The organism is Chitinophaga sp. G7 BAM 1005, from assembly GCF_057126945.1.
The window spans coordinates 2644814-2671311 of sequence record NZ_CP181478.1 but is presented as its reverse complement, the minus strand read 5'-3'; the positions used below and the strand labels follow the sequence as shown (position 1 = coordinate 2671311).

Sequence of the window (26498 nt, the reverse complement as noted above, 5' to 3'; positions counted from 1 at the left end):
GAAAAAATTGATAGCCGTTACCATACGTTACGGGGACAGGTATCTCCATATTTGTTACCCAGCAGGAAACCGATCATGATTTCATGAGTGCCCCTGCTCACCGTATTCAGAGAAGACGCCGTATAGTCGTAGGAGTAACCGATGTTAAACTGCGAGCTGATGTTTACCCCAAACATAGCAGCCACCCCGTCGTTTATCCGGTAAGAAGCGCCCAGCCAGAGGCGGTCGCGGTACATGAACCTGGCGTTGACATCCACACTGAACGGCATGGCGGTAATCATTTTCAGCATTACCGATGGCATCACATTCAGATCGTCGTTTATCCATAACCGGTAGCCGGTAGTAAAGAATAAATGCGGTACCAGTTTGCCGCTGTAAACAGAGTCGCCTACTACTTTGCCATTATCAAACCCGATTTGTTGCGGGATAATATTCTGGACAGATAAGCCGGCAAAATAATCTGCTGAATACAGCCACAGTCCTGCGTTTACCTCCGGCTTCCATTTATTCAGCACACCAGTGCTGGTGCCTAATACAGGATCGGAAGGATCAAAGAATTCGACCCTGCTGGCATCGAGACTTACCTGTTGCATGCCGATACCAATACCCGCGCTGACGCTGGTTCTGGGAGAAAGATTAATGTGATGCGCATAGGCGCCGGTAACGGAAAAGCGGTTAAGCGGACCGGTTTTGTCGTTCAGCACGGTGAGGCCCACGCCCGGATGCGGAGGCGGTGTGGTGTAGTCCTGCCAGTAGGCTTTTCCGCGGGGATTGCTCCCTTCCGGGTCAAAGCCGGTGGGCGATGCGGTACTGTAATCCGATTTACGCAAAGGCCCCTGCAGGGTCATATACGTGGTTACCGGTGCACCTTTCAAACCTACCCACTGATGCCGGTGACTGAAGCGCAGGTCCCAGTAGTTTTCAATACCCGCCAATGCCGGGTTGATGATGAAAGGATTCATGATATACTGCGTGTAATGCGGCTGTTGCTGTGCATGGGTAACATGCACGAGCAAAACAAGCAAACCTGTGAGCACAATGTTTTTCATGGATCAGTGATTTTGGGTTAAACAGCCGGGCTGTTACTTTTTAATGATGGTAAATGCCGTTCTCCTGTTCTTCTGCCGTCCTTCCGGATTATCACTACCATCTTCCAGGGTATTGGGCGCTACCGGCCGCGTATCGCCATAGCCTATATAAGTAAGCCTGGAGCGGTCAATACCTTTGCTTACGAGATATTCCACGCAGGTTTTCGCACGTGCTTCGGACAGGCGCTGGTTAAAGGCGGGCTTACCTTTGCTATCCGTGTGCGCACTCAGCTCTATGTGCATATCCGGCTTGGCGGCCAGCAGTTCCGCGAGTTTATCCAATGAAGGGAATGAACCATCCTGTAACGTAGCCTTGTTGAAATCGTAATACACGTTTTCCAGTACTACCGGCGCTTCCGGTGTAACCAGCTTCGTCAGGCACAATACCGGCACTGTCATGGCGGCGGTGTCTTCGTTCAGCGGAACGGTTATCTGTTGGGCATTTGTCGTATAACCATCTGCGTTAGCTACTGCTTTTAACGGTAAAAAATCTTCCACGGTAAAAGCATAACTGCCGTCGGCGGCGGTGGTATGCGTGTATACCACTTTATTACTGATGGTATCTATTACGTTGATGGCGGCCCCTGCCAGCGGCGTATTGTTATCGCAGGATACCACAATACCGCTTAATTGTTTTGGCGGACGGTTTTTATGTACAAAAAACAGCTCCAGGCAACATTCTGCGGCGCGGTCGGTACCCAGCAGCACTTCATCCAACAGGTTTTTATTATTACTTCTGCTGGTAAAATAAATATCATCTTTCACAGAGTTCACCGGGTACCCCATGTTCACCGGCGCTTTCCACGCACCTACATTTCCTTTGCTGGAGAAGAAGTCGTACCCTCCCATGCCTACGCGGTTATCCGCAGAGAAGATCAGCGTTTTGGTAGCAGCATGATAGAATGGCGCCTGTTCATTGCCGGCGGTGTTGATCACTTCTCCCAGGTTAGCTGTCTGCAAGGGTTTGCCCGATTCATCAATGGTGGCATACCATAAGTCGAAACCACCGTAACCATCGGCCCTGTCGCTGGCGTATAACAATGTTTTACCATCTTCCAGTAAATACGGCTGCTGGGTATTATTACCTGCTGAATTCACCAGCGCATCCATCACTACCGGGTCGCTCCAGTTATCGCCGTTTTTACGCGACACATAAATAGCCGATACCTTTTTGCCATGATCAATGTGCCAGCGGGTAAGGAATAACAGCTCCCCGTTGGGCGATAAACACGCAGCGCCCTGGTGTAGTCCTTCCGGCTGATCCAGCTTTAACAGGCGAATACCGGATACCTGCCCGGCTTCATAGCCGGCAGTATATAAGCGGTTGATATAGGTATGATTTTTTTGAAAAGAACTATCCGGCCTGGTAGAGGTAAAGATGAGGGTACTACCGTTACTCCACAAAGGCGCATAACTGGCGCCGGTGGTATTTAACGCAGGAGGCGCCTTCTTTACGCTGTACTCCGACAGATCTTTTTTATTTAGCTGCCCCGTAATAAATTCCAGGTTCTGTAATTCGCGTTTAGCCGCTTCCGTGAATTTATCATTAGCGGTATAGCCGTCCAGGAAATTTTTAAACGCCTGTGTGGCCTCTTCATATTTAGCCAGCGCGCGCAGGGAAACCGCATAGTAATAAGATGCCAGCGGAAAACTGGTTTTATCCAGCTCCATCACGGATTCATAATAAGGCGCTGCCTTACCATAGTTATGAAGATTGCGGTAACTTTCTGCCAGCTTATACACTGCCTGTTGTTCACTGCTCACTTTTACTGTTTTATTCTTTACCACAGACACGGCCGCATACGGTTTGTAGGTATCGGGCTTCACCGTTTTGGTGCGGGAGCCCAGGTACTTTTCATAATAGGTAGCCGCTGAATTGTAGTCTTCTTTACTGTAGTACTGATCCGCCGCTTTGAGGTAGTTATAGGTAAATTGCGCAAACGACATCATACCCGATAGCAGCAATGCGGAAGTAAATAATATTTTTTTCATGAGATCCTGTTGCTTTTAAAAGTTGATTACAATCGTGGACAAACAAATTCTACATCCGGTGTTCTTACCGATCTGCGACCAATGAACGTAAGGGATATTTCAAAGCTGTTGGAGCCATGCGCCATTTTGCTGAGATCAGATGTATTGATATCATAGCTGGCGCCGAGCATCATGTTCTTATAGATGAATCCCGCGTGTGTAGTCACTGCATCTTTATACCGGTAGTTTACTCCCAGCAGGAAATCCGTTCCCGCAGCGGCGTTCAACTGCCCATAGGCGCCAATCATTTTTTCCTGTGCAGGGCCCTGTTGCATGAACAGGAAGTTGGGCGTAATGCTGAGTATTTCAGACAATGTTAATTTCACACCGCCGTGTACATTAAAGCGCATGGGGAAGCGGGCATCTCCTTTGGCGCTGAACTGGTCTTGTGGTTTTGTGAGATGCATAACGGATACGCCACCATAGATATTAAAGTTCTTCCCGGGGGTAGCATCATAATACAAAGCTCCTGCGCCCGCATCAAAGGAGGCAGCCGAGTTACGGGTAAGCACATCCGATACCGGGTTGCCGGGGTTGTACCCGGTAACAGGATTCCACTGCTCGCCATAGGTGAGCTTGGAAGGATCGAAGCGGCGCTGGATAAAGCCCAGCTGCAAGCCAAAGTTTAACTGGTGGTAATGGGAAGCGTCCAGCTTCACACCGGTATAGGCAGCGCTTACATAAGCGGTGGTATAATTGTAGCCGCCATCGCCGGCAGTTTGATTTAATACGCTGGCGCCTATATTAATATTCTTTGCAGTGGGTATCTCCCCGCTTATGCCATATGTTTTAAACGGACTGATATTTCCCCACTGGGTACGGTAAATTGCCGCCACGCGGTAGTCGCCATCAAATACACCGGTAAGCGCAGGGTTTAACCACGACGGATATACGTAGTACTGGGAAAAATGGGGATCGGTTTGCGCCATTAACCGGGTAGCGGAGCATACAGTGGCAGCAAAGATGAATAAGGTTGCAATGATCGTTCTCATTTACAATACAATTTTATGTGAATGATTTACTTTACCTGATAATAGTTACGTAGCCCGTGATAGGCGCCATACCTGCCCTGAGCTTAATTACATAATAGTAAGTAGCCAGTGGCAGCTGGTTGCCTTTGAACCGGCCGTCCCACGGTACACTATAACCGGTGGAGCGATATATCCTTTGTCCATAGCGGTTAAATACTTCCACGGTGCTTTCCGCATAATCAGACAGGTTGCTGATGATCCAGGTATCGTTCACACCATCTCCGTTTGGAGAGAAAGCATTTGGCGGCGCAACGGGTTTCAGTACTTTCACCGTCATGGCGTCACGTGCCATACAACTGTGTTTGCCGATGGCAGTAAGCGTGTAAGTGGCATCGTGCATGGCGGGAATTACCGGCGACAACACCGTAGGATCAGGGAAGTCGGCAGCAGGGTCCCAGGCGAAAGTGAGGTTCACCGAATCGTTGGCCACAGGCTTGAAGCTCACAATAGTACCCTGTGGCACAACAAAGGATGGTCCGGCATCTATCACCGGCTGGAGGTATACGATCACCTTACTGCTATAGGCAGAGGATCCGCAACCCGACTGATTTGCTACCTGCAACTGCACACTGTATTCACCAGGTGCGGTATATTTTTTTACCGGGTGTTGTTCAGTAGAAGTAGAGCCATCACCAAAGCTCCACTCCCATTTATTAATGGTTCCGGTAGGATCTGTACTCTGATCGGTAAACACATTATCGGCGCCCTGGCAAAGGGTATCCGGCGTTACTTTAAAGGAGGCCACCGGCTGACCAAAGAAGGCGCTTAATGTTTTAGTGGCCGAATCTTTACAACCATAGGCGGTAGTGGCCACCAGTTTCACATTAAACGGCCCAAAGGCTTTATACTGCCAGGTAGGATCTTTTGCTGTTGAGCCTGTGCCACCGTCGCCGAAACTCCACTGATAAGAAAGGGTCGACTTATCCCTCGCCGTAGTTAGATTGGTAAACGCAGCGGTTCCATCCGGCATACATACTTTAGCAGGCAAGGTGAAGTCTGTTACCGGCAGCTCATGCACGGCCACTATGGCTTTGGCGGTATCGCTGATGCAATTATGATCACTCACCGCCACCAGTTTCACGAGGTAGTTGCTGTCTTTCAGATAAGTGATGGTAAACGGATTGTTATTGGTGTTATTTCTCAATGTGCCATTGTCCAGGTCCCATTTCCAGTTGGTGATGTTTCCGGCGGAGATGGCAGACTGGTCAGTAAAAACGGCGCTCTGCCCCAGGCACAAACCTGCTGTCGCGGTGAACGCAGCTACAGGTTTAGGATACACCACCAGCGTAGTGGAAATAGAATCGGTGCAGCCGCTGTCGGTGGTAAACACATACCAGATGGTATGCGTGCCGGCGCCTGCCGTGGCAGGTGTAAAGTTACCTGTTGAATCCGTAGCCGGGCCACGGTAATAACCTTTACCGGCCACGCCATTTTGTATAGTGGCTTTGCCTACTGCTATGGTACCGGGCGCGTTTACGCAAACACCGGTCAGCGCAGCATAAGCCAGTTGAGGTTTCAGTTTAAAAGTAGCCGTTACCGTAGTATCTTTCGTACAGCCTTTATCGGTAGTTACACTATACTTAATGGAGTAAGTGCCAAACTTCGTATAGGCATGCGTAGGATCTTTTGCCACCGAGGTATTCGGGTTCGCAGTTGTTGCATAGGCATCCCCGAAGTTCCAGGCGTGTGTACTGATAGTTTGTGCATCAGGTACTACTGCGCCGCTGGTAAACTGTACCAGGCCGCCTACCGGCAGGCAATCGCCGGGATAAGCGAAGAGCGGATTGGGTTTGGCGTATACCGTAACCGTTTTTGAAACGGTGTCGCTCACACAAAGGTTGCTTACTTTCACTACGTGTTTTATGGTGTAAGTGTTATGATCTTTGTAAGTAATGATTTGTACGGCGCCGGTAGTGGCATTCAATACAGAATCATTACCAAAGCTCCAGTACCACGATTTTAAGGGCGCCGTACCCCCGTAGGTAGCGTTATCGGTGATCTTCAACGCCCCACCTTCGCATAACGCGGCGGCATCAGTAGTAAATGACGCTACCGGTTTAGCCACTGCAGCCACCTGGAAAGAAGTATCTCCCACGCAACCATCCCTTGAAATTACCGTTAGCTTTACGGCAGCATTGCCAACAGGAAATACTTTTCCCACCTGTATGCCACTGTCTTTCACCGCTCCCGGGAACTCCCACTGCCAGCGGTCGATCAGCGGGTCCTTCAGGCTTGTATCTCCCTTAAAATAAACAGTATCCAGTGTACACCCGGTATAGGCGTAGGTCATTACCGCACGCGGCTTTCCTTTCACCAATACCGTGAATCCCACCTTCTCCGTGTTGTTACAGTTTTCAATACTCGGATGTGTGGACATCACCGGGACATCGTACTCTCCTATGGCGCTGAACTGGTAAGTACCCGGTAAAGAGTATTTATAATAAGTGATCCCGTTGATCAGTACCGTGCCGGTACTTACCGGTGCATTGTCTGTTACATCTGCATTTGGCGTAATGGCTGTGCCGAGTGTGCTGAGCCGCCATACCATTTTTGTAGGCTTGTACGCCATTAAAATGGATAATTGCACGGGCGTATTGGTACAGGTAAAATCATTCGACGTTTTAGAGGTATCATAACTGTTGTGAATAGAGCCTACGGCGTTGAGGTTATTGATCAGCGTACCGGCGTTATAACCATAGCTTTCCACGCTGCCAAGGCCATAGGTCACCGCGGTGAAGGCAGAGTCGCTGCTCACAATACATTGTGCTGGTGTGGCCGGCCATCTTTTAATGACCACCGTATAACCGTTGAGGTTAGGATGCGGATAAGAGAAGTCGAACAACGGGCTGCCGTCAATCCTGAGCGAGGTAACGCCTGCCGTGGGAATGATCATGGTAAGATAGTTGGTTTGTATAAACTCCCGGTCGTTCCGGTAAAAACCAATCCGTTTGATGGCTTGTTCAATAGGACTCAGGTACACCATTTCCGGATCACCTAATCCGCCGGTATTGCCGCAGGCGCCGGAGGATGACATGAACTGCGCCACCAGTACCGGTTTATCGGATTCTATATAATCGGCGGTATTGCTAACAAACTCATAGTAGGAATTCGCGATCAGACCGGTAAGGGTAACGCCATTTCTTTTTACAACAGTAGCAGGATCTTTCACCACTACTTTATAAATATTATACTGGAGGGTAGACGGCATATCATCTTCTGACGTTGGTGCGGTGAGATAACGTTTCCCCCATGCCTGGAACGGGAAGATCTGCTGGATATTATTATCCCCGCTGCTGCTGGAGTTATTGCAGGTGATGGCCGTACGGCTGCTGCCGGAATATACCGCCACGGGATAACACTGTCCCATTGGGTTACCGATCGATTTAATGGTAGTTCCAGTCAGTTCCCGGCCTGCGCCACCACCCAGCGAGGCGCCTACCAGCTGGTAAATGTCGCCGCGGTTCAGCGTAACAGTGAAAGGTACGCCGGGAGGACGCCCGTTACGGGTTAATACCGAAGGCGTAATTTCCACTACGGTATTATTCTGGTTCGCAATAACAAACATCCAGGAGAAACAGTCGTTTGCATAGTTCTGCATACTGTTTACAGAAATGTAGGAATAGCCCCATGTTTCCTCCGGCATCAGCATGGTAGCACCGGAAGAGGCGCTGCCATAAATATGCGCATAGGCAACAATGGGCACGGTACTTTGTATGTGAATAGACTTACCCGTGAAAACGCCTTCACCGCCGGTACCGCCGAAAGATGGCGGCAGGGAATAGAGTCGTGCATCTATAGCGCCCGATTTGGGGATCAGGTCAGAAGCAATAACAGTATTGGCCGGGATGTTATAAGTGCGCGTCCAGGTGGTGCCGGTAATGCTCACCGTAACCGTGGCAGGTTGCTCTGCACTCAGGTACAGGATCATTTCCTGGCTATTGCTCTGTCCCATTTCCATGAACTGGTGGTGTCCGTAGCCCACCCAGAAATCTTTCCCTTTATTGGAAAGATTCTGGGCGTATGCAACATCGGCTACGAACTGAAACAGGATCAGGGATATGGCAAGGCAAAGTCGCTTTATATATATTAGTTTGGTTGACATCTTTTTCAATTTTTCATATTGAAATGATTATTGTTTGATGATCATCTTCGACGTCGTTGTACCATCTGCAAAAATGGTATTCAGCATATAAGCTCCTCTCTGGATATCCTGTACATCCAGCTGGTTGTTTTTACCGGTAACGGCTACACGCTTGATGGTTTTGCCATCCATCGCGTAGAGTACCAGTTGTTGAATGGATTTACGTGATTGTATGGTGAGGGAAGAAACAACCGGGTTGGGATACACCTTCACGGATCGCTGTAACATTAAAAGGCTGTCGATATCCTGGCGCATGGGCCGGATAGTTGCATTGGCGCAAGGCCAATGCAACATCCAACACCCAATGACTAACAGTAACAACTTCGCTATGCTTACTTTTTTCATATAACTGTTTTTAGCGGATCAGGTTAATAACTCCTTTCTTCTCTGTTTTACTTCCATCTGTAAGGGTAAGATGACATACATAGATGTATACGCCGGAAGACAATGCCTTTCCTTTGTAGTTGCCATCCCAGCCTACAGACTGGTTATTGGATTCGAATACTTTTTCACCCCACTGGTCAAAAATGGTGATGTGCAGCTGTTTGATGATATAACCATACACCAGCAATACATCGTTCCTGCCATCGTTGTTAGGTGTGAACGTATTCGGGATATAGATGCCATCAGGTAAGGTTTTACCTTCTGCAGGCAGTGATGCTTTGTCTTCGCAACCTTTTGCACGCACAATCAGTTTCACTGTCTGCACCGGTTGTAATCCGTTGACGATATGCACCAGTCCTTCCCTGCCGGAAGTTGGCAATGTCCAGCTGGTACCGCCATCCAGGGATACCTCGTAGCCGGTGGCATTGGCAACTGCCTTCCATTTAAAGCGGATCATGTTTACGCCTACGCTGTCGACCGTTACCACCGGTGTTTCCAGAACCGGCAATACATGCACAATGGCTTTGGCGCGTGCCAGTCCGGGGCATCCGTGTGTGAGCGTTTCCAGGTAGTAGTTGCCGTCGGCGGCAATGTTGTTAATCGTGTAGTCGTTGCCGGTATGCAGCAGGTTACCGCCTGTTGGGGCATCGTACCAGTTGTACAACACGCCGGGTTCAGGGTTCTTTGCAGACAGGGTAACATCAGTGCCGTTACATACAGTCATAGCGTCTTTCACGAGTTGTGCCACAGCGGGCGCATACACTTCTACTTCTTTGGTAGTATCGCCCACACAACCTTCTGCTGCCACAATGCTCAGTTTCACTTCTTTCACACCTGGGTATCTGAAGTACTTCAGGGTATCTTTTGCAGACGACACTGTTGAGTCGGCAAAGCTCCATTTCCAGGTGCTGATACCAACACCGTTGCTGGTAGTGGCGGTGCCTTTGAACAGGGCGCCGTCGTTCAGGCATCCGGTATAGTCAATACTGAAATCAACCACCGGCGCAGGGATTACTTTTATCTGCAGAATACTTTCAAAACTGTTACTGCAGCTTTCTATATCCGGATGTGAAATCAGGATAGGTACTTCATACAAACCTGGTTTGCTGAAGATATAATCAGCCGGTACGGTAAAGCGATAGTATTTGCGGTCGTTGCTGATCACAGAATCCACTGGTACCGGGTTGTTTTGCACGATATCGGTTTTAGGCGCGAGGCTGGCTACCTGGCTGAATTTCCAGGTAATCGCCGTTGGTTTCACCGGTATGAGCATAGAGAAACGGAATGGTGTTTTGGCGCAGGTGTAGGTGTTATTCTGACCACTGTTATTCATTACGTTATTAAATGAAGGCAGTATGTTCAGATTTTTCACCAGCGTACCAGCGTTATAACCATAGCTTTCCACGCTGCCAAGGCCGTAGGTGACTGCAGTAAAGGCAGAGTCGCTGGTTACAACACACTGCGCGGGAGCAGCCGGCCAGCGTTTCACCACTACCGTATATCCGGCAGCGTTAGGATGCGGATAAGTGTGGTCAAAAGTAGCACTGCCGTCAATCTGCAGGGAAGACACACCTCCCGTAGGTATGATGAGGGTAAGATAGTTGACAGTGATCGCCTCCTGTGTATTGCGGTACAGTCCTACCTTTTTAATACCCTGTTCTACCGGGCTCAGGTAAATCATTTCCGGATCCCCGTTGCCGCTGGTGTTGGGGCAGCTTCCGCTGGAGGACATATACTGTGCTACCATGATGGGCTGGTTGGCTTCAATATTATCAGCCGTGCCGCTTTCAAACTGGTAGAACCGGTTGTTGATCAGGCCCGTTAAAGTGGCGCCGTTTATTTTCACTACAGTGGCAGGGTCTTTCACCAGCACACGGTAGATGTTGGTCATGAACGAGCTGGCCGATCCGCTGGTGGAAGTAGGCGCTGTGAGATACTTTCTGCCCCATGCCTGCGACGGGAAGTTCTGCTGGATCAGGTTATCGCCTGAACCGCCGGTTTCGATGCCGCAGCCAATGCCGGTACGGCTGCTGCCGGAGAACACCGCCATCGGGTAGCATTTTCCATCTTCATTAATCACTGATCTCACATGACTGCCGGACAAGTCGTAGCCTTCGCTGCCACCGCCAGGCATCATAGCGCCCAATACCTGGTACACTTCTCCTTTATTCAGTGTAACCGTAAACGTTGTATTGGCAGGCTTACCTGCAAGCGTAGGCACTGAAGGCGTGATTTCCACTTTTGTATTATCATAGTCTGCTATTACATAGAACCAGGAATAGGTGTCTGTGCTGTAATTCTGCCTGGACGACAGGGTCGCATATTCATAGCCATAGGTACCTACCGGCAGCAGCATGGTGGCGCCGGAAGAGGCACTGCCATAAATATGTGCGTAGGCAACAATGGGCACATCGCTTTCAATGCTGATGCCTTTATCAGATAATCCTTCCTCTATCAGGCGGGCATCGCTCAGGCCGGTCTTTGGTATTATTTCAGTAGTGATGGTTTTGTTGGCAGGAATGTGATACACCCTTTCCCAACTGGTACCATTAATACGTACTGTTACGTTAGAGGAATCCTGTGCATTGAGGTACAGCACCATGTTCTGCGAGTTATCCCCGGAGAAGAACTGGTGATGACCATAACCTACCCAGAAGCGGGTACCACGGTTGGAGCTGTCGGCCGGCTGCAACAATTGTGAAGTAGCCGTACCGCCATTAAGACCGGTAAATTTATCCAGGAAGTGTACCGAGCTATCCCTGATCACATTCGGGATATCATATACATGGCTCAGCGAATCTACTATCCATGTGTTGGCGCTATCGGTGCGGCCCATCCGGATATCCTTCTGGCGCCTGATATAGCCCTGCCACGGATCGATATAGAACTGATCGATGTTGAAGTTATACTGACCATTAGCCGGCGTTACATCCACATCGGTATAGAAATACATAAAGTCCCTGCCGGTAGCCAGGTTTGGCGGCTTAATGCCCGAATAGCGTCTTACCGCTATGTTATTGGGTATAGCCGTACCCGGGTTCCAGGTAATTTTTGTTACTGTATCTGTACCAAACATAAATGTTTGGGTAACGCCCGGAGCTGGTGCAGCCGGGAATGCCGGGAGTACCGGGGGGACCGACGCAGGCAGGAATTCGTAAGCGCCCATGTCCGGCACGCCATCTGTAAGCTTAACCGCCCTGGCAACGCCGTTGATGTCCTTATCGTTGCCTTCTATCTGCACACCACGACCGTGAATTGCCCATACATCCGGGATAGCAATGGCAGGTTGCAGGGTGGTATCATCTGTAAATGCTGGTTTGTATACAATAGAATTTATGTCCAGGGTATCTGCGGTGATGTAGTCATGCAATGTAGCATAGCTACCCGCAGGCGTAAGCTGTTTCACCAGCACAGTGCCTTTTGTATACAAGGTGTTATAATCGCTCTTCATGTACAACGGGTTGGCGATATACATGGCGACACCACTGGTATCTGAAGCAAAAATGTTATTCTTCACTTTAACATTACCATAGTAAGACGCAGTATGCCTGAAGTACGCAGCGTAGTTATCGCCGGTGGTAGTGGAACTGTTCAGTACCGAGTTATTATAGTAATTCAGGTTGGAGCTGCTTTCGCTGTAAATACCGTAGGCGTTTACTCCATTCGCTTTCACGCTGATCACGTTATTGGTAACGGTGGCTCCGTCTGCCTGGTAAAGTTCCAGTGCACGGACTTCCCCGGTAATGTTTCCTCTTGCTGTAATACGGTTTCCGGATACAATGCCTTTCACACCGGCATCGGAAGTAGCATAGTAGAGGTATATTCCGTGAACATCATCGGTGGTATTAGTCACCTTAACTTTATTCCCTGAAATCGTGTATCCGTTAGTGTTATCTGTGTGGATACCATAAGCATCAGCAGCCATATTGCCGCCGAGGTTCACCTGGTTGCGCCGGATCATGAGACTGTCGGCATACTCCACATACAAACCATTTGAATACGGTTTCTCTATAATATTGCTATCCAGTACCAGTCCACGTGCGATAGCGCTGTAACCGCCTTCCCAGTAAACACCGTTCGAGCCATTGGTGATGGTATTACCTGTGATCACGTTACCAGTACCGATGCATTCATCCGCGTACACACCACTTACGGCAGTACCGGTGCTGGTGCTAACCGGCAAAGGAATGGCACAGTTTACGATGCTATCATACGAAGATGCTTTCGCATATACCACTGCTCTTGCGTTGGTGGTACCTGCCGGTTTAATGGTGATAGCTCTCCAGGTAACGTAATCCACACTGTCCAGCTGCAACACATAATTCAAGGCAGATGTGCCGGTGTAGGTAAGCGTTACGGCGGCGGCGCTGTTTGTTTCACTCCGGAAGGTTACCCTGTTTACTGCAGAAGCACCGGGGATGTGATGCATGGTGATCTGCTCTGTATAGGCGCCAGCCTTTGCGAGGAAAGTAACGGGACCGGCTATACCGCATTCGAGTTTGGATACAGCGCTGCTGAACGACTGGAAGTTAGTAAGACTGGTAGGCGCCGCAGGATTGATGGTATAAGTACCTGCCAGCAGTGGCGGATTCAGGTTAGCCTTTACTACGGTAGAATAAGCACTGTCCGTACCTCCGCATATAATTAAGCAGCGGTAGTAGTTTTCTACCCCGATGGTAGTATTAAATACGCTCACATATTGTGAATCGCTGGCAATTACCCACGGGCCTGCAGCAGTAGCAGAACGTTGCCACTGGTAGGTTTGCGTGCCTCCTGTACTATTGCCGGTGAGGTCCAGTTTGATATCGGTGCCCATACACACCGGTGTAAGCGGGAATACGGTTGAAGTACCCGGCACTACTGGTTTACTGCAATTTGGAACACTCACTTCGTAAGCGCCCATATCCGGTTTGGTGGAGCTCCTCGTTACACCGAGGATATCCGTGGTAATGCCTACCGGTTTACCGGTATTATCCAGCGGAGAAATAACGGTGGCGTAGTTCCCTGCAACAGGATCTGCAAACACAGGCTGGATGGATAAGGAATTGCTATCCAGTTTGGTGGCCGCTGTCCACGCTGCCAGCGTAGGATAATTGCCACCTATATAAGCAGTATTAAAATTGCTTTTTACATAAATATCATTGTAATTGGAGGTGATTGTGGTGCTGGTACCAATGGTTAAACCGGTTCTGTTTCCTTTACCGGATCTGCTGACATCAAGAATATTATCAAAGAACTGGATGCCGGTAGCAGTACCTGACTGATAGAAGCCGGTAGTTCCGTTGGAAGATGTATTCTTAAGATCGTTCAGCGCAACAGTATTGTGATAGTAGTACACATAGTCGGCGCTGTAGCTGGAGAAGCCATACTGCGTACCCTGACCACGGAAATCATAGATCACGTTATTGAAAACTTTGGCCGGGTTGCTGGCAGTTGCATCTGCATAGGAGAACTCCATACCGTAAACAGTAGAGGTACTGTTTGGTGCGCCACCCAGCAGATTGTGGATACGGTTGTTGCTCACCACCACATCTGCACCTTTATTATCAACGCTGATACCATACACGGAGTAACTGTTATTGGCACGGCCCGGTCTGGAGATATCATTATGATCTATCAGGGTGTTGGTGGTATAGCTTACCGTAATACCTGTTTCATAAAACTCTTTTATGATGTTGTAGCTAATGGTATTGCGGGTAGCAATAGAAGCAGTAGCACCATAGATAAGCACACCATTGTATCCGCCGGTAATGGTATTTTTTGTGATGATGTTACCATCACAATCGTTACCGGTACCGGTGGTGGGACTGGATTCGCTGCCGTTGATCACAATACCTGCGTACTCGTTATAGGTACCGGTTTGATCGATGATGATGTTACAGCGGCGGATGGTGTTGCTATCTGCGTTATTCAGCATTTGCACACCGTAGCCATAGTCGTCGCTGGTAGCATCTATGGTGAGGCTGTCGAATGTGATGTGATCTGCGCCACGCAGTTTTATCACCGCTCTTTCATTATTATCAGCAGGTGCAAATTTTATCGTATTACCGTTACCGTTAAAAGTGATGGTATTAATAGCAGACGTGCCTGCGATAGAATCCAGGATCAGCTGTTCCAGGTAGGGACCAGAGCCGGCTACCACATTCATCACCACGGGGCCTTGTATACCGCATTCCATAGCCGCTTTGGCAGCGTTGAAGCTAATAAAGTTAGTGGCGCTGGCCGGTGCGTTTTTATTGATGGTATAGCCTCCGCCGGGGAATGCCTGGTTTACGGTAAGCAGTATTGGCTGTGAGTAAGCGGTATTACCACTACACGTAACGGCTACACGGTAATAGGATGTTGTAACCGCGGTGATAACTGTATCAGGATTGGTGAGCACATTACCGATGTTGGTATACGTGCCTGTGGCGGTGGCTGACCTTTGCCATTGATAGGTTTGCCCGAGGCCAATAGAATTATCGGCGAGTGATAAAGCCACTTTCCTGTTTACGCAAATCACCGATGGGCTTACCTGCGCATTACCTGCCAGCGGCGGGTTAATACATGGGCCGGGTGTAAACTCATATGCACCAATATCAGGTGTGGAGGCGCTTCTTACAGCATTATTAATATCTACCGTAATATTCACCGGCAGACCTTTATTATCGATAGAAGCATTCGCCGGCTGATAGTTACCGGTGCTGACAGATACAAACAGCGGATTGGAACTTACCGAGTTGCTATCCTGTGTAGAAGCAGTTTGCCAGTCGAGGAGTGCCGCGTTATTGGCGCCAAAGTAGCCTACATTGCTGGTACCGCCGCTGGCCGCCAGGTAGTAATCATTCCTGTTGGCATGAATAGTACCGTTGGTAGCGTTAAAGTAAATACAATACTTACTGCCTCCACCACCGCGCGTTACAGCAATGAGATTATTTAAAAACTCGATACCATCGGCTTTGGATGTTTGATAAAAGCCGCGGGCGGTATAGGTAGTTCCCGTAGTAGAAGTTCCATCCAGCGCGACCGTATTGTGGTAATACCAAACGTTGTCGGACCCTGAATTATAAATACCATAAGCATCTCCCTTACCGGTATAATTATACATGAGATTATTGCTTACCACGTTTTCCAGCTGTGCGAGCGCATCGGTACTGCTGAAGTAAATACCATAAGCTGCACTGGTGCTGTTGGGTGCGCCACCAAAGGGGTTGCTGATGATATTACGGGTAACGTTTGCCTTTGTACTCAGATTTGTAAAATAGATACCGTAAAACGTACCTACGCCGGTACGCGCCGGCCGGCTGATCGTATTATTTTCTATCAGCGTATTAAAGGAACCGGTTACATAAATACCATAGCTGTAGAAATTACTGATCTTATTACCGGTAACTTTATTATTACCATTTGCAAAGGTATTGCTGCCCGTTAATGCAATTCCATAGTACCCGCCGTTGATAATATTATCAGAGAAGGTATTAAAATCGCATTTAGCCTCTCCTGTGGTAGTAGCCGAAGTAAGTGAGCTGCTGATGACGATACCTGCGTTACTGGTACTACTGGCGGTAGAATCCAACAGGAACGTACAGTTTTTGATGGCGTTATAATCCGCGTCGTTGGTGAGGTGTACGCCCCATCCGTTGCTGGTACCGCCGGTTTTAATTACCAGGTTGTTAAAGGTAAAATAGTCGGCATCCGACAACCGGATCACTGCCGGTGCTGACGAGGTGCCTGCAAATGTAAGCGTATTGCCGTTACCGTTAAAGGTAATGGTATTGGTAGCAGAAGCGCCCGGCACAGGTGTGATCAGCAGCTGTTCGGTATACGGACCGCTGCCTGGAGCTACGTTAAATACTACCGCGTTATTGATACCACACTTAATAAAGTTGTATGCATCATTAAAGGAGGCAAAGTTATTACCACCGGTGGGCAGAGCCTTATTAATATTAAAGACGCCTGACACCGGCAGCGGGGAAGTGACTGTTACTGCATTGGAGGTAACAGTAGTATTAGAGGTGACACAGGTTACGTTACAGCGGTAGTAGCTGGTAACCGGTTGTGTGGTTACAAGCCGGTTGGTGGTATCGTTGGGCATGTTGGCCCAGGTAGTATTATCAGCGGACTTCTGCCATTGATACTTAATACCTGAAGCGATGGTGGTGCCGGCTAATGTTATGGTCACCTGCCCGTTCATACAAACGGTTGATGAACTGGCGGTAGCTGTTCCTGCGGTGGGTGTACCGGTGCAGGCTACGGCCGGCGTCCAGGCAAAGATCACATCCGGGCGGGTGGTCATGGAACCGGTATTAGTGGTACTGGTGGTACCACATAAGTAATTCAGTCCGTCGGAGCGATAGGTATGTGAAGCGTTAAACGGAAGCCCGGTTGTATAAGGTACTTCCGGGTTGTTTGTATAGGTAAGGCGCGTATCTGAATCAGGTGCGCCGTTACATATTTCCACTACAATGTTATCTGTTCCATTCCAGAAAAAGCCGGAGACGAAGGGAAAAACATTGGTACCTGTTTGCGGGAGGTAGCTAACGGGACCAAACACCTGGTTGGTGATGGGCACCCAATCGCTGTTGGTGAGCGAAGTATCGGGGGTAGTACCAATTTTTATGGTATACTGCTCAATAGTATCTGTGCCATTGAGATTGAGTACCTTGTATTTCAGCGCGCTGATAACGCCGGCATTCATACCTGCTGCATGCAGCTCTGAAGCGCGGTACAGGTATTGCGTCCTGGTGCCTTCATAGTAATCCTGTAACGGGCACGGATATCCCGTGTTGGTGTTACCGGAAGTACTCTGACCAATGCTGATATCTGTTTGTGCCGATAGCCGGCATGCCAGCATCAGCAATACTCCTACAAGTAATGTTGTTTTATATAGATAATGAACAGTACAATTTCTCATATGAGGTTATTTGAATTTTGGTTGAATGCATTTAGAATCCCTGCCAGTTGATCCATGATTTACCATCGCGGGCATTTACCATGTCGTAGGTAAGAGCGCTGGTTTGTACCAGGAAAAATCCCATTGGATCGGCCATCAGCGCTCTTGTTTTATTGATAGGGGTTCTGTCGGCGGGCAAATTGCCATACAAGTCCTTATCATTAAAAATGATCCTCCCATCCTGGGTAAAGGTGGGCGCGTTGTAGCCCGGGCCATAAGAGATCACATTCCCGCCGGTTTCCTGCGCTATAACAAAGCCAAGTAAGTCCAGCGAAGTACCGGGACCATCTATCTGGGGATAGTAAGTAAGGAAGGCATAAGATGGCAGGCCGGTGATACCGTAGGCATCATCCTTACCATTTACATGAAATCCGTAGTAGGTAGCCCAGTAGCTTTCATTCTGTAACGCGCGCTGGTACCATCTCCTGGGTGCTGCTGCATCAATCGCCAACGGCGTTACCGTTTCACTGATGGCGGCGGATTTACCATTGACGGTAAAAGTAATAGCGCCGTTTTCCCACTTCACCTGGTCGAAGCTACTGATAGTGATAGTGCTGTCTGTAAACGCCGGCATCAGGGAGATCCCACCTGGCGTATATACATAACCGGTAGATGCCTGTTGTACTTCGCCATTTGAGATCCAGGTAAACGCAACCCGGTGCAGATATGGATTAATGCTGACATCATAGCGGCCGGTACCTATCGTTAACTTATGAAAATAGGTAAGTATAGCGCTGATACTGTCGATAGCGCGGTTGATCCGGTGCTGGAGATAGCTATCCTTATCCTGTTGCGTGGCCTTCACCAAAATGGCTTTACTGCCGTGGAAACGGCCAGTCAGCCAAACGGTATCGCCCACGGCGCCATTTATAGCGAATTCAAAATCGGACCCAAGGCCCTGGCCATATTGCCCGCCGTTCTGACCGGCATCCGGATCGGAAAGTACATGCAGGTAGGAATAGGTATCAAACAACAGGCAGGGTTGCTGCAATGCTTTCAGGCGCCAGCTGCTTTCGCGCATTGTTCCGGTGCTGGCGGCATCAAAGTCAGAAAACATCTGCACACGGTTAGCATCCGAGAAATTAAAATAAAAACCAAATACACTGCCCGGAACGCCCGCGGGATATACGAACGCTTTCCAGCCATAAGGCGCGGTTGTGAGCACCTGCTGGTAACGCGCCAACGTATCATTGATACGTTCGTCCGGTGATTTATCAAACAAAGGGTCTGTTTCCTTTTTACAGGCAAACATCCCGGTGATGATGAAGAATAAGCAGATCAGATTATTTCTCATACTATTATTTTTACTCCTCCGGAGTCTTTCGTTTTAATAGAGTAACTGGTTAATTTCTTTCCTGGTACGGGTTTGAAGGCTATAAAAATTGATATGCCATACTGTAAGGAAATAGCTGACCACCATTGCTTCCTTCTGCCGCAGCCTCGACTGTGCTTCTGCTTTGGTTACGCCGTTGATGCTGGTTCCTTCCGGGATACTGTTTACGATGGCATCAAAGCCCTGCTTTCCTTCTACCAGCATGGTAGATACCATTTCCACAAAATCTTCATCAAAGGCCGACATCGCGTAAGGCGTTACAAAGCCATCTCGGCGGGCATTCATATCGGAAATGTTGTTCCAGTTACCGGTGTAAAAACCGGCGCAGATCCGTTTGAACTCTACCGGGTACATTACTGTTTGATGCAGGATGTGGCCGAACTCATGTTCTATTACATGGAACATCTGTTTCACATTGGCGGAGTCGGAAGGTTTGTATCCTTCCATTGACTTTGTGAGGAAGTCGTTTACCAGGTACAGCACTACTTTGCGGCCGCCTTCTGCTGTGCCCAGGGTGATGGTGCCGTTTTCGTTCCAGCTGGCGCTGCCGGAGAGAATAAAATACTTGGGGCAATATCTTTTGAAGAAGAGTGCGCCTGCTTCCGCGATGTAGGTGTCCATCCATACTTTCTGAATGGCCGACATCACCGGAATTATTTTTTCTTCTCTGGGAGGTACCAATGTTTTGTTCAGTTCAAACTCGAACTGGTCCCATTTATATTTCACGGCAATATTAAAAGGCACGGTAAGGGTATCGTGCAGCCATTTATCCAATGGAGAAGCGGCCCAGGTGTCTCCGCCGAGGCCGGGAATATCTTCCACATTGCCCAGGTCTTCTTTCTTGCTGCAGGACATCAGCAAGCACAGGGGGATGATGAGTAAGAATGCTTTCATTTGTGTATGTATTAATTTTGGTACTATCGCTGTGTTATTATCGTGGATTCAATGCTATTCCAGAAGTAGTGGCGGAAGCCGGGATCTGGAACAGGCGGCGGTTATCATCGGCCTTTAATTCCAGTACCTGTCCTTCGCGGGTGGTGTGTACCACGGGTATCTTATATCGTTGCAGATCAAACCAACGCTGACCTTCCTGCACATATTCCGCGCGTTTGAAATCAAGGATGGTGCGGATACAAACGGTTTTTACATCGCTGATGCCGTAGAAACCCTGCATTGCCGGCAGGGAAATATTATGCTGCGAGGCATTATAATTCCGGATACGTTTGCTGGCAAACAGGTTGAGATCTTTCAATACTGCGCTGGTGTTGTTGAGATACACATTAGCTTCTGCGCGGTTAAACAATACTTCTTCCGTAGTGAACAGGGGCGTCATTACATAGGGCTGGCCGATGGTGGCGTTCACAGAGTTCTTCACAAAATACTCAGAAAGCTTTGGCACAAAATAATCCTGTGAACCGTAGTAGTATAACGGGTACGACCAAACGCCGCCCGTAACGTTCCTACCGAGGATAAGCGCTTCGTGCTGGAAGTCGAGATCGTACCGGAGCCGGCCTGCATTGCGCCCCCACAGGGAAGGCGCTTCCACGATCAGCAGGTTGGCTTTTTCATTGGCATTGGCATAAATGTCAAAGATCTGCGCCGGCGACATACTGCCATAAGTGGTATTCCACAGGCGCATGTTGGAGGCTACATCATTGTTTGAAAAGGTATTGTCGGCATAGGCTACTACTTTTGCGTAATCTTTTTTATACAGGTAGAACCGGGTGGCGAAGGCATATGCAGCGCTGCGGTTAAAATGGAAACGGGGTACGCTGTATGCGTCGTCGCTGATCAGTGGCAATCCGGAGAGCAGATCCATTTCTACCATGTCATACACGTATGCTACTGTTTTACGGTCGTACTGTTTCATTACCACAGTTTCCGGCACTGTTACGTATGGTATGCCGGGATCATTAGCAGCGGTAGCAGCGTCGTAGGTTTTGGCAAAAATGTTTACCAGCATAAAGTGGGCATAGGCTCTGGCCAGCAGCGCTTCCCCCCGCTGACGTGTGTAAGCGGCAGGATCGGCAGCCTTTTCACAGGCTTCCAACGCCTGGTTGGCGGCGGCAATTGCGGTATAGCAGGCCCTCCAGTAGGCTTCCGGGGAGTCTTCCTCTATCCATTGGATGTCATTAAACCGATAGGCGTCACCGTTAGGCCGGTAGTACTCCCCTACTCCTTTGTCGCCCACATTGTCCGACATGGCTTCGCACATAGTGATGTAGCTGGCCTGCGGATAGGCGGTTCCCAGCAGCTTGCTCACCTTTACCGGTGTGCTGAGGTCAGTCCAGGTACTGTCCGGTACCTGTTCCAGGTATTTTTTACAGCCGCCTGCTACGAGGGTCATCAGTGCAAATGCCCCTGCAATGACAGGTCTTATTTTTCGTTTATTCTCAGACGTTATATAGCAGATTGACATAGCTCTTCTTTTTAAATACCTACTTTTAATGAAAAAGTGAATTGTTTCTGGATAGGCTGTGCCACGCCACCAGCATTGAAAAACTCGGGATCCTGTCCCTGCAGTTTTTCATCTGCATAGATCAGCCAGGGATTAATGGCGGCGGCACTTACCGCTACATTGCTTATTCCTGCGCGCCTGATGAGTTCACCCGGCAGCTGGTAGGTAAGTGAAATTGTTTTCAGGCGGATGAAATCGCCTTTTGCCACTCTTTCGGTGGAGTAGTTATAGTTGTTGTAGGGGTGAGCGCCTCTCAGCAAGATCTGTTCAAAAGCATCCAGCATTGAAGGAACACCGGTTTTACTTTCATCTCCCGGCATTATCCAGCGGTCATAAAATTCCTTGGGCATGGCATCGAGATCTGAATAAGAAGTTTTGAAGGCCGGATATAAACGGATCTTGTTGCCAAACTGGTAAGTAAAAAATATATTCAGTGATAAAGCTTTGTAGCGGAATGTATTGGAAAACCCGCCGGTAACCGGTGGGTCAACCGGACCTTCGTATACCAGGTGAGCCGTATTTAATGATTGCAGGTTTACATCGCCGCTGATAACGCCATCCTGGTTAATAAAGGCCGGGGAACCTGATTTGGGATCAAGGCCGGTGTATTGCAGCGAGAAAAGGCTGTGTACCGGGTAACCTTCGGTGTTACCACCTTCTGCCACTACCAGGTCGAAGATGCCGGGAATATTTTTTGCGTTGGTGATTTTATTTACGCTGTATCCGAGTGTAACATTGGATTTCCAGCCCCAGTCTTTGCTACGGAACACATCACCGCCTATCATTACTTCCACTCCTCTTGAATCCATATCTGCATAGTTGGCGGCTTTAAACATTTCCCCGCCGATGCCGGAAGTTTTGATGCGGCTGATCAGGTCAAAGCTTTTGCGTGTGTAAGCATCTATACTAAAGTTGAGGCGGCCGTTGAAAAACCCTCCATCGATACCGATGTTGGTGGTGTATAATTTTTCCCAGGTAAGTTCATCATTTTGCAGGTGCGACAAGCGGATCACCGACTCTACTTCTGTGAGGTGTGGTCTGTTGGTGTTAACGGTTTGGTATACGATGTTTGAATTGGTGGCGGGGCCCATGCTCGCGGTTAAGCCGTAGCTGGCGCGCAGCGTGAGATAGTCCAGCTGGCGGATGTTAGCGGCGAAAGCCTCCCGGTCTATATTCCAGGAACCGGCCACGCTCCAGGTGGGCAGCCATCTTGCTTTACGGGATTGTCCGAGGCGATTCGAACCGTCGTAGCGGCCGGTAGCCGTAAAGTTATACTTGTTGTTATAGGCATAGGTACCGGTGGCATAGAAAGCGGCGAAGCGATCATAGTCCCGGCTCATGCCGAAGTAAGGAAAATTGCTTTCAATGGTTTGTTTCAGGATGCGGTAGTCGGTGAAAGTGGCGCCGCCATTTTCATACTGATAACCGTAGCCGGTATTGGAAGCGTTCTGGCGATCGGCATACTTTACCTGCTGACCTACCAGTACGTTGATATTATGTTTCTGGGCGAAGGTATCGGAGTAGTTGAGGCCATTGCGGAAATCGTAGTTCAGCAGCTGGTCTTCCGTGCGGTTATAGAAACCACCGGCGGGCAATACTATTACCGGTTGTGCGTCGGGGTTTTCCGGATCGCGGTAGAGGAATTTATTCCTTTCAGCGATGGTAGCGTTACCGGCAGCGCGGTAAGCGTTGGCCATATTGGCGTTCTCTGTGATCTGGTGTTCACGGGAAGATTTTACATACCTGATAGCACCGGTAAATTCGTAGCGGATGTTTTTGGTGAGTTTAAAAGACAGGTCGCCTTGCAGGCGTAAATCCATCATGTTCAGATCGAGGTAATTATTTTCCAGTTCGTTGATGATATTGAAGGGAGCGTAGTTTCTTCTGAAGTATTCCAATTGTCCATTTTGGTCATAGGCAGTAAGTGTGCGGCTTGTATTCAGTGAGTAGCTGAATGGGTTGATATCGAAATCGCGGTCGTATTGTCCTTCCACAGGGTTACTGCTGCGGGTGAGGGCGCCGGGCGCTTTCTGACGGCGTACAGAGGCCAGTGAAGAGAACCCGGCGGATAACCTGTCGGAAAGTTTATAGGTGTTACGATAGTTCAGTGTGTAGCGGGTTACTTTGTCTGCGAGGGTCCAGCCGTTATCGCTATAAAAGCTGGTAGAGAAATAGGATTGTGATTTATCCGTACCGGAAGAGATGCTGAGGGAATGTTCCTGTACAAAGTTGTTGCGGAAGAGCAGTCCAAACCAGTCGGTATTGGCTTTGGCATAACGCAGTAAAAATTCCTTTCTATGTTCGGGATCGTTTTCCACCGGGAAGTTGCCATCTGCGTCTGCATCCAGTTGTTCATATAATTTACCGAATACGCCGATATCTCCCTGTGAAAGGATATCGGAGTTGAGGATACCTTTTCTTTCCAGTTCGGCCAGTACCGACATTTGCTGGCCGGAGTTCATGATATTAAAGTTGTTGTAGTTCGGTTTCAGCTGTGTGCTGAAGTTGCCGCTATAGTTAATAACGGGCTTGCCTGCACGACCTTTTTTTGTGGTGATCACTACTACTCCGTTCATGGCGCGGGCGCCATATAACGCCGCTGCTGCGGCATCTTTCAGGATGTCGAAGCTTTCGATATCGTTGGAGTTGAGGCCGGCTACTGCGGAACCCAGCAAGGTAGTGGGATCACCACTGGAGAGCTGATCGTTGGAGATATTTACCACGTCTTCCAGTACGACACCGTCTACCACCCATAATGGCTTGTTGTCGCCATTAATAGAGGTAGCGCCGCGGATGCGTACTTTGGGGGCGGTACCGAAGGTCCCGGATACGTTCTGAATGGCTACACCGGCTACTTTTCCTTCCAGCATGCGGCTTACGTCTGTCATCCCATCGATTCTTACATCTTCTCCTTTCAGCCGGGTAGCGGCGCCGGAGAATTTGGTTTTATCGATGCTCTGGAAACCGGTTACCACTACTTCCTGGAGGCGGGTAGGTTTTTCTTTCAGTACGATGGTAAGTGCGCCGCTTCTGAATTCTGCGACACTGATTTCTTCTGTTTTATACCCGGTAAAATTAAATACGAGGATAGCATCGTTGGCGATCTTCTTCAGTTCAAATACGCCTTTATCGTTGGTGGTTACCCCACGGGAGGTACCTTTGATAATGATGCTTACACCTGGCAGGAGTTCTTTCTTTTCATTGGTCACCACTCCTTTTACATCTGTAACGGGAACATTGATCTTTAGCAGTGTATTCGTTACCGTTAGTGGGTTCAGTTTTTTACCACTGTCATGTTTAATCACTACGCGGTCGTACATCACGCTATAGGAAAGCGAGTAAGGAGTAAGCAGTTTATTAAGGAGATCGCCTACTTTTTCGTTGTGAGCATTCACGCTTACCTTATTAACATCCAGTGCTTCATTGCCCACGTATACAAAGGATACTTCTGCGAGGCTGCCTATCTTTTCCAGTGCATCTTTTAAAATGACATTCTTTAATTCGATCGTAATTTTCTTATCGAGCGCGTCCTGCAAACCGGTGCCGGCATGGGCTTGCGTCACTGCCAGCAGGAGCAGTAAGCAATAGATGAATGATAGTTTTCTTCTGAACATAATTGTTTTTTATTGGTTTCGTTGGGCCATAGGTTTCCCGTTCCGATTTTTGGACAAAACCGGGCAATAGAAGGCCTTCTGCATAAGCAGGGTATTTTTCAATCAACTATATCATGGCAATATGTTAGCCGGGCGGTAAGGGTATTACTTGTATCATGTACTGTTTAGTTTGGTTGAAAATAATTCTACGGTTTATTTACGGTAAGTATTGGCAATAGACAGCCCTGTGATCAATTTTCGTGATCACTTAGTTGACTAACCAGCATGAAGTTCTTTCAGGCTAAAGGCCACCAGGATAGTATACCAGACTTAAATCTTTCTACTTCTTAAATTTTGGTTCAGCTTTGTTGATAGCAGTTTCTCATGTTGAAATATAGTTTGGTTAACGATATAGCGGTCGTTATTTATTACTTACAGTTCCCACCAACGATGATATATCCTTTATTGATATTATCTTTTCTGACTCTGGCATCTAATGAAAAAGCAATTAATGCAAGTGCTTTATCTAAATCGTCCACTGTGTTAAAAGATCCATAGAACCTGCACCGTGCCGATCTTTGGTCGGTTATTACCGGCACATTATAATATCGCTGCAGGTCTGTTGCCACTTTGGACAAAGGCTCTCCCTTATAAATGAATTTGCCGCTCATTTTCTGGGCAAAGAATCTGGCATCTTCTGTTCCATCCTGTAACAGCAGGTCTTGCGAGGCCGGGTTATATACCGCGCTTTTGTTGGCTGTTAATACCAGCTGGCCATTTTTATGCGGTTTGCCTTCACGGGTGTTCACCTGTACCATTCCTGATACCACTACTACCCTGGCGGTGTTACCTTCGTGCACTTCCATGTTAAAGGAGGTACCCAGTACGGTAGTGTTGATCAGCGAAGAGGAGATGATGAAAGGATGTTTCGCATCATGGTTGATTTCAAAGAAAGCTTCTCCTTTTAATATTACTTCACGATTTTTCTTATCAAATATTTCCGGGTAGGTGATACTGGAGCCTTTCTCCAGATGTACCACTGAACCGTCGGGTAATTTCACGGTTTGCCGTTCTGAGGTGGTGGCAAATATCTTTTGTTTTACGCGGTCGTGGAGCAACATATACCAGGCGGCTCCCGCCAGCAGTAATACGGCGGCTGCCGCTGCGGCTTTGTGTTTGAACAACCGGAAAATACCTTTGAAAGAACTATCTGCAACGCCTATACGCTGGTGAATGTTATTCAACATCCTGCCTGACAGGCGTTTATCTAATATATGCTTTGCCGTTAGGAGGTCGGCCTCAAAATATTCGGCGGCTACTGTTTCCAATTCGGAAAAATCATTGGTATCGAGGTATTCTACCATCCACTCCTGCTCTGTGGCAGTCCATTGATCTTTACTTAACAGCTGTTTGAGATATTCCTTTCTGTTGGGCACTAGCGTGATAGTTTAATCTAAATACGCGCAGTTAATAAAAACGGGTGGGTCCTTTTTGAACTTTTTTTGAA

11 protein-coding genes are annotated in these 26498 nt (G+C 48.5%); all 11 read right to left on the bottom strand.

Going from position 1 to position 26498, the window contains the following annotated elements; translation table 11 throughout:
* Positions 1-17: 17 nt before the first annotated feature.
* Positions 18-1049 (bottom strand): PorP/SprF family type IX secretion system membrane protein, encoded by a 1032-nt coding sequence (locus tag ACMXI2_RS10570; protein WP_483781560.1) that lies wholly within the window; start codon positions 1047-1049, stop codon positions 18-20.
* Positions 1050-1082: 33 nt separating this feature from the next.
* Positions 1083-3080 carry an OmpA family protein gene (locus tag ACMXI2_RS10565; protein ID WP_483781559.1) on the bottom strand — a complete coding sequence of 666 codons (1998 nt, stop codon included), beginning with the start codon at positions 3078-3080 and terminating at the stop codon, positions 1083-1085.
* Positions 3081-3106: 26 nt separating this feature from the next.
* Complete coding sequence (locus tag ACMXI2_RS10560) at positions 3107-4111, bottom strand: PorP/SprF family type IX secretion system membrane protein (protein WP_483781558.1); 1005 nt, start codon at positions 4109-4111, stop codon at positions 3107-3109.
* A 31-nt stretch (positions 4112-4142) separates the two neighbouring features.
* The gene (locus tag ACMXI2_RS10555) at positions 4143-8252 is read right to left on the bottom strand and encodes a PKD domain-containing protein (protein WP_483781557.1); all 4110 of its coding nucleotides are present in this window, start codon (positions 8250-8252) and stop codon (positions 4143-4145) included.
* 27 nt (positions 8253-8279) lie between these two features.
* Entirely contained in the window at positions 8280-8636 is a 357-nt protein-coding gene (locus ACMXI2_RS10550; RefSeq protein WP_483781556.1) for a T9SS type A sorting domain-containing protein, read from the bottom strand.
* 10 nt (positions 8637-8646) lie between these two features.
* Positions 8647-17568: an Ig-like domain-containing protein gene (locus tag ACMXI2_RS10545; protein ID WP_483781555.1), complete on the bottom strand. Its 8922-nt coding sequence runs from the start codon at positions 17566-17568 to the stop codon at positions 8647-8649.
* A gap of 31 nt (positions 17569-17599) precedes the next feature.
* The gene (locus ACMXI2_RS10540) at positions 17600-18901 is read right to left on the bottom strand and encodes a DUF4302 domain-containing protein (protein ID WP_483781554.1); all 1302 of its coding nucleotides are present in this window, start codon (positions 18899-18901) and stop codon (positions 17600-17602) included.
* A gap of 33 nt (positions 18902-18934) precedes the next feature.
* Positions 18935-19834, bottom strand: coding sequence for a zinc-binding metallopeptidase (locus ACMXI2_RS10535; RefSeq protein ID WP_483781553.1), 900 nt, complete (start codon positions 19832-19834; stop codon positions 18935-18937).
* A gap of 37 nt (positions 19835-19871) precedes the next feature.
* On the bottom strand, positions 19872-21359 hold the full coding sequence (locus tag ACMXI2_RS10530) for a RagB/SusD family nutrient uptake outer membrane protein (protein ID WP_483781552.1): 1488 nt from the start codon (positions 21357-21359) through the stop codon (positions 19872-19874).
* A gap of 11 nt (positions 21360-21370) precedes the next feature.
* Complete coding sequence (locus tag ACMXI2_RS10525; protein WP_483781551.1) at positions 21371-25012, bottom strand: SusC/RagA family TonB-linked outer membrane protein; 3642 nt, start codon at positions 25010-25012, stop codon at positions 21371-21373.
* Between the two features lie 407 nt (positions 25013-25419).
* Positions 25420-26427, bottom strand: a complete 1008-nt coding sequence (locus tag ACMXI2_RS10520) for a FecR family protein (protein WP_483781550.1) — start codon at positions 26425-26427, stop codon at positions 25420-25422.
* Positions 26428-26498: the final 71 nt, after the last annotated feature.

Bases quoted from the DNA above. Each gene is read 5' to 3' on its own strand.
- ACMXI2_RS10570 (WP_483781560.1), bottom strand. From the start codon at position 1,049: ATGAAAAACATTGTGCTCACAGGTTTGCTTGTTTTGCTCGTGCATGTT.
- ACMXI2_RS10565 (WP_483781559.1), bottom strand. From the start codon at position 3,080: ATGAAAAAAATATTATTTACTTCCGCATTGCTGCTATCGGGTATGATG.
- ACMXI2_RS10560 (WP_483781558.1), bottom strand. From the start codon at position 4,111: ATGAGAACGATCATTGCAACCTTATTCATCTTTGCTGCCACTGTATGC.
- ACMXI2_RS10555 (WP_483781557.1), bottom strand. From the start codon at position 8,252: ATGTCAACCAAACTAATATATATAAAGCGACTTTGCCTTGCCATATCC.
- ACMXI2_RS10550 (WP_483781556.1), bottom strand. From the start codon at position 8,636: ATGAAAAAAGTAAGCATAGCGAAGTTGTTACTGTTAGTCATTGGGTGT.
- ACMXI2_RS10545 (WP_483781555.1), bottom strand. From the start codon at position 17,568: ATGAGAAATTGTACTGTTCATTATCTATATAAAACAACATTACTTGTA.
- ACMXI2_RS10540 (WP_483781554.1), bottom strand. From the start codon at position 18,901: ATGAGAAATAATCTGATCTGCTTATTCTTCATCATCACCGGGATGTTT.
- ACMXI2_RS10535 (WP_483781553.1), bottom strand. From the start codon at position 19,834: ATGAAAGCATTCTTACTCATCATCCCCCTGTGCTTGCTGATGTCCTGC.
- ACMXI2_RS10530 (WP_483781552.1), bottom strand. From the start codon at position 21,359: ATGTCAATCTGCTATATAACGTCTGAGAATAAACGAAAAATAAGACCT.
- ACMXI2_RS10525 (WP_483781551.1), bottom strand. From the start codon at position 25,012: ATGTTCAGAAGAAAACTATCATTCATCTATTGCTTACTGCTCCTGCTG.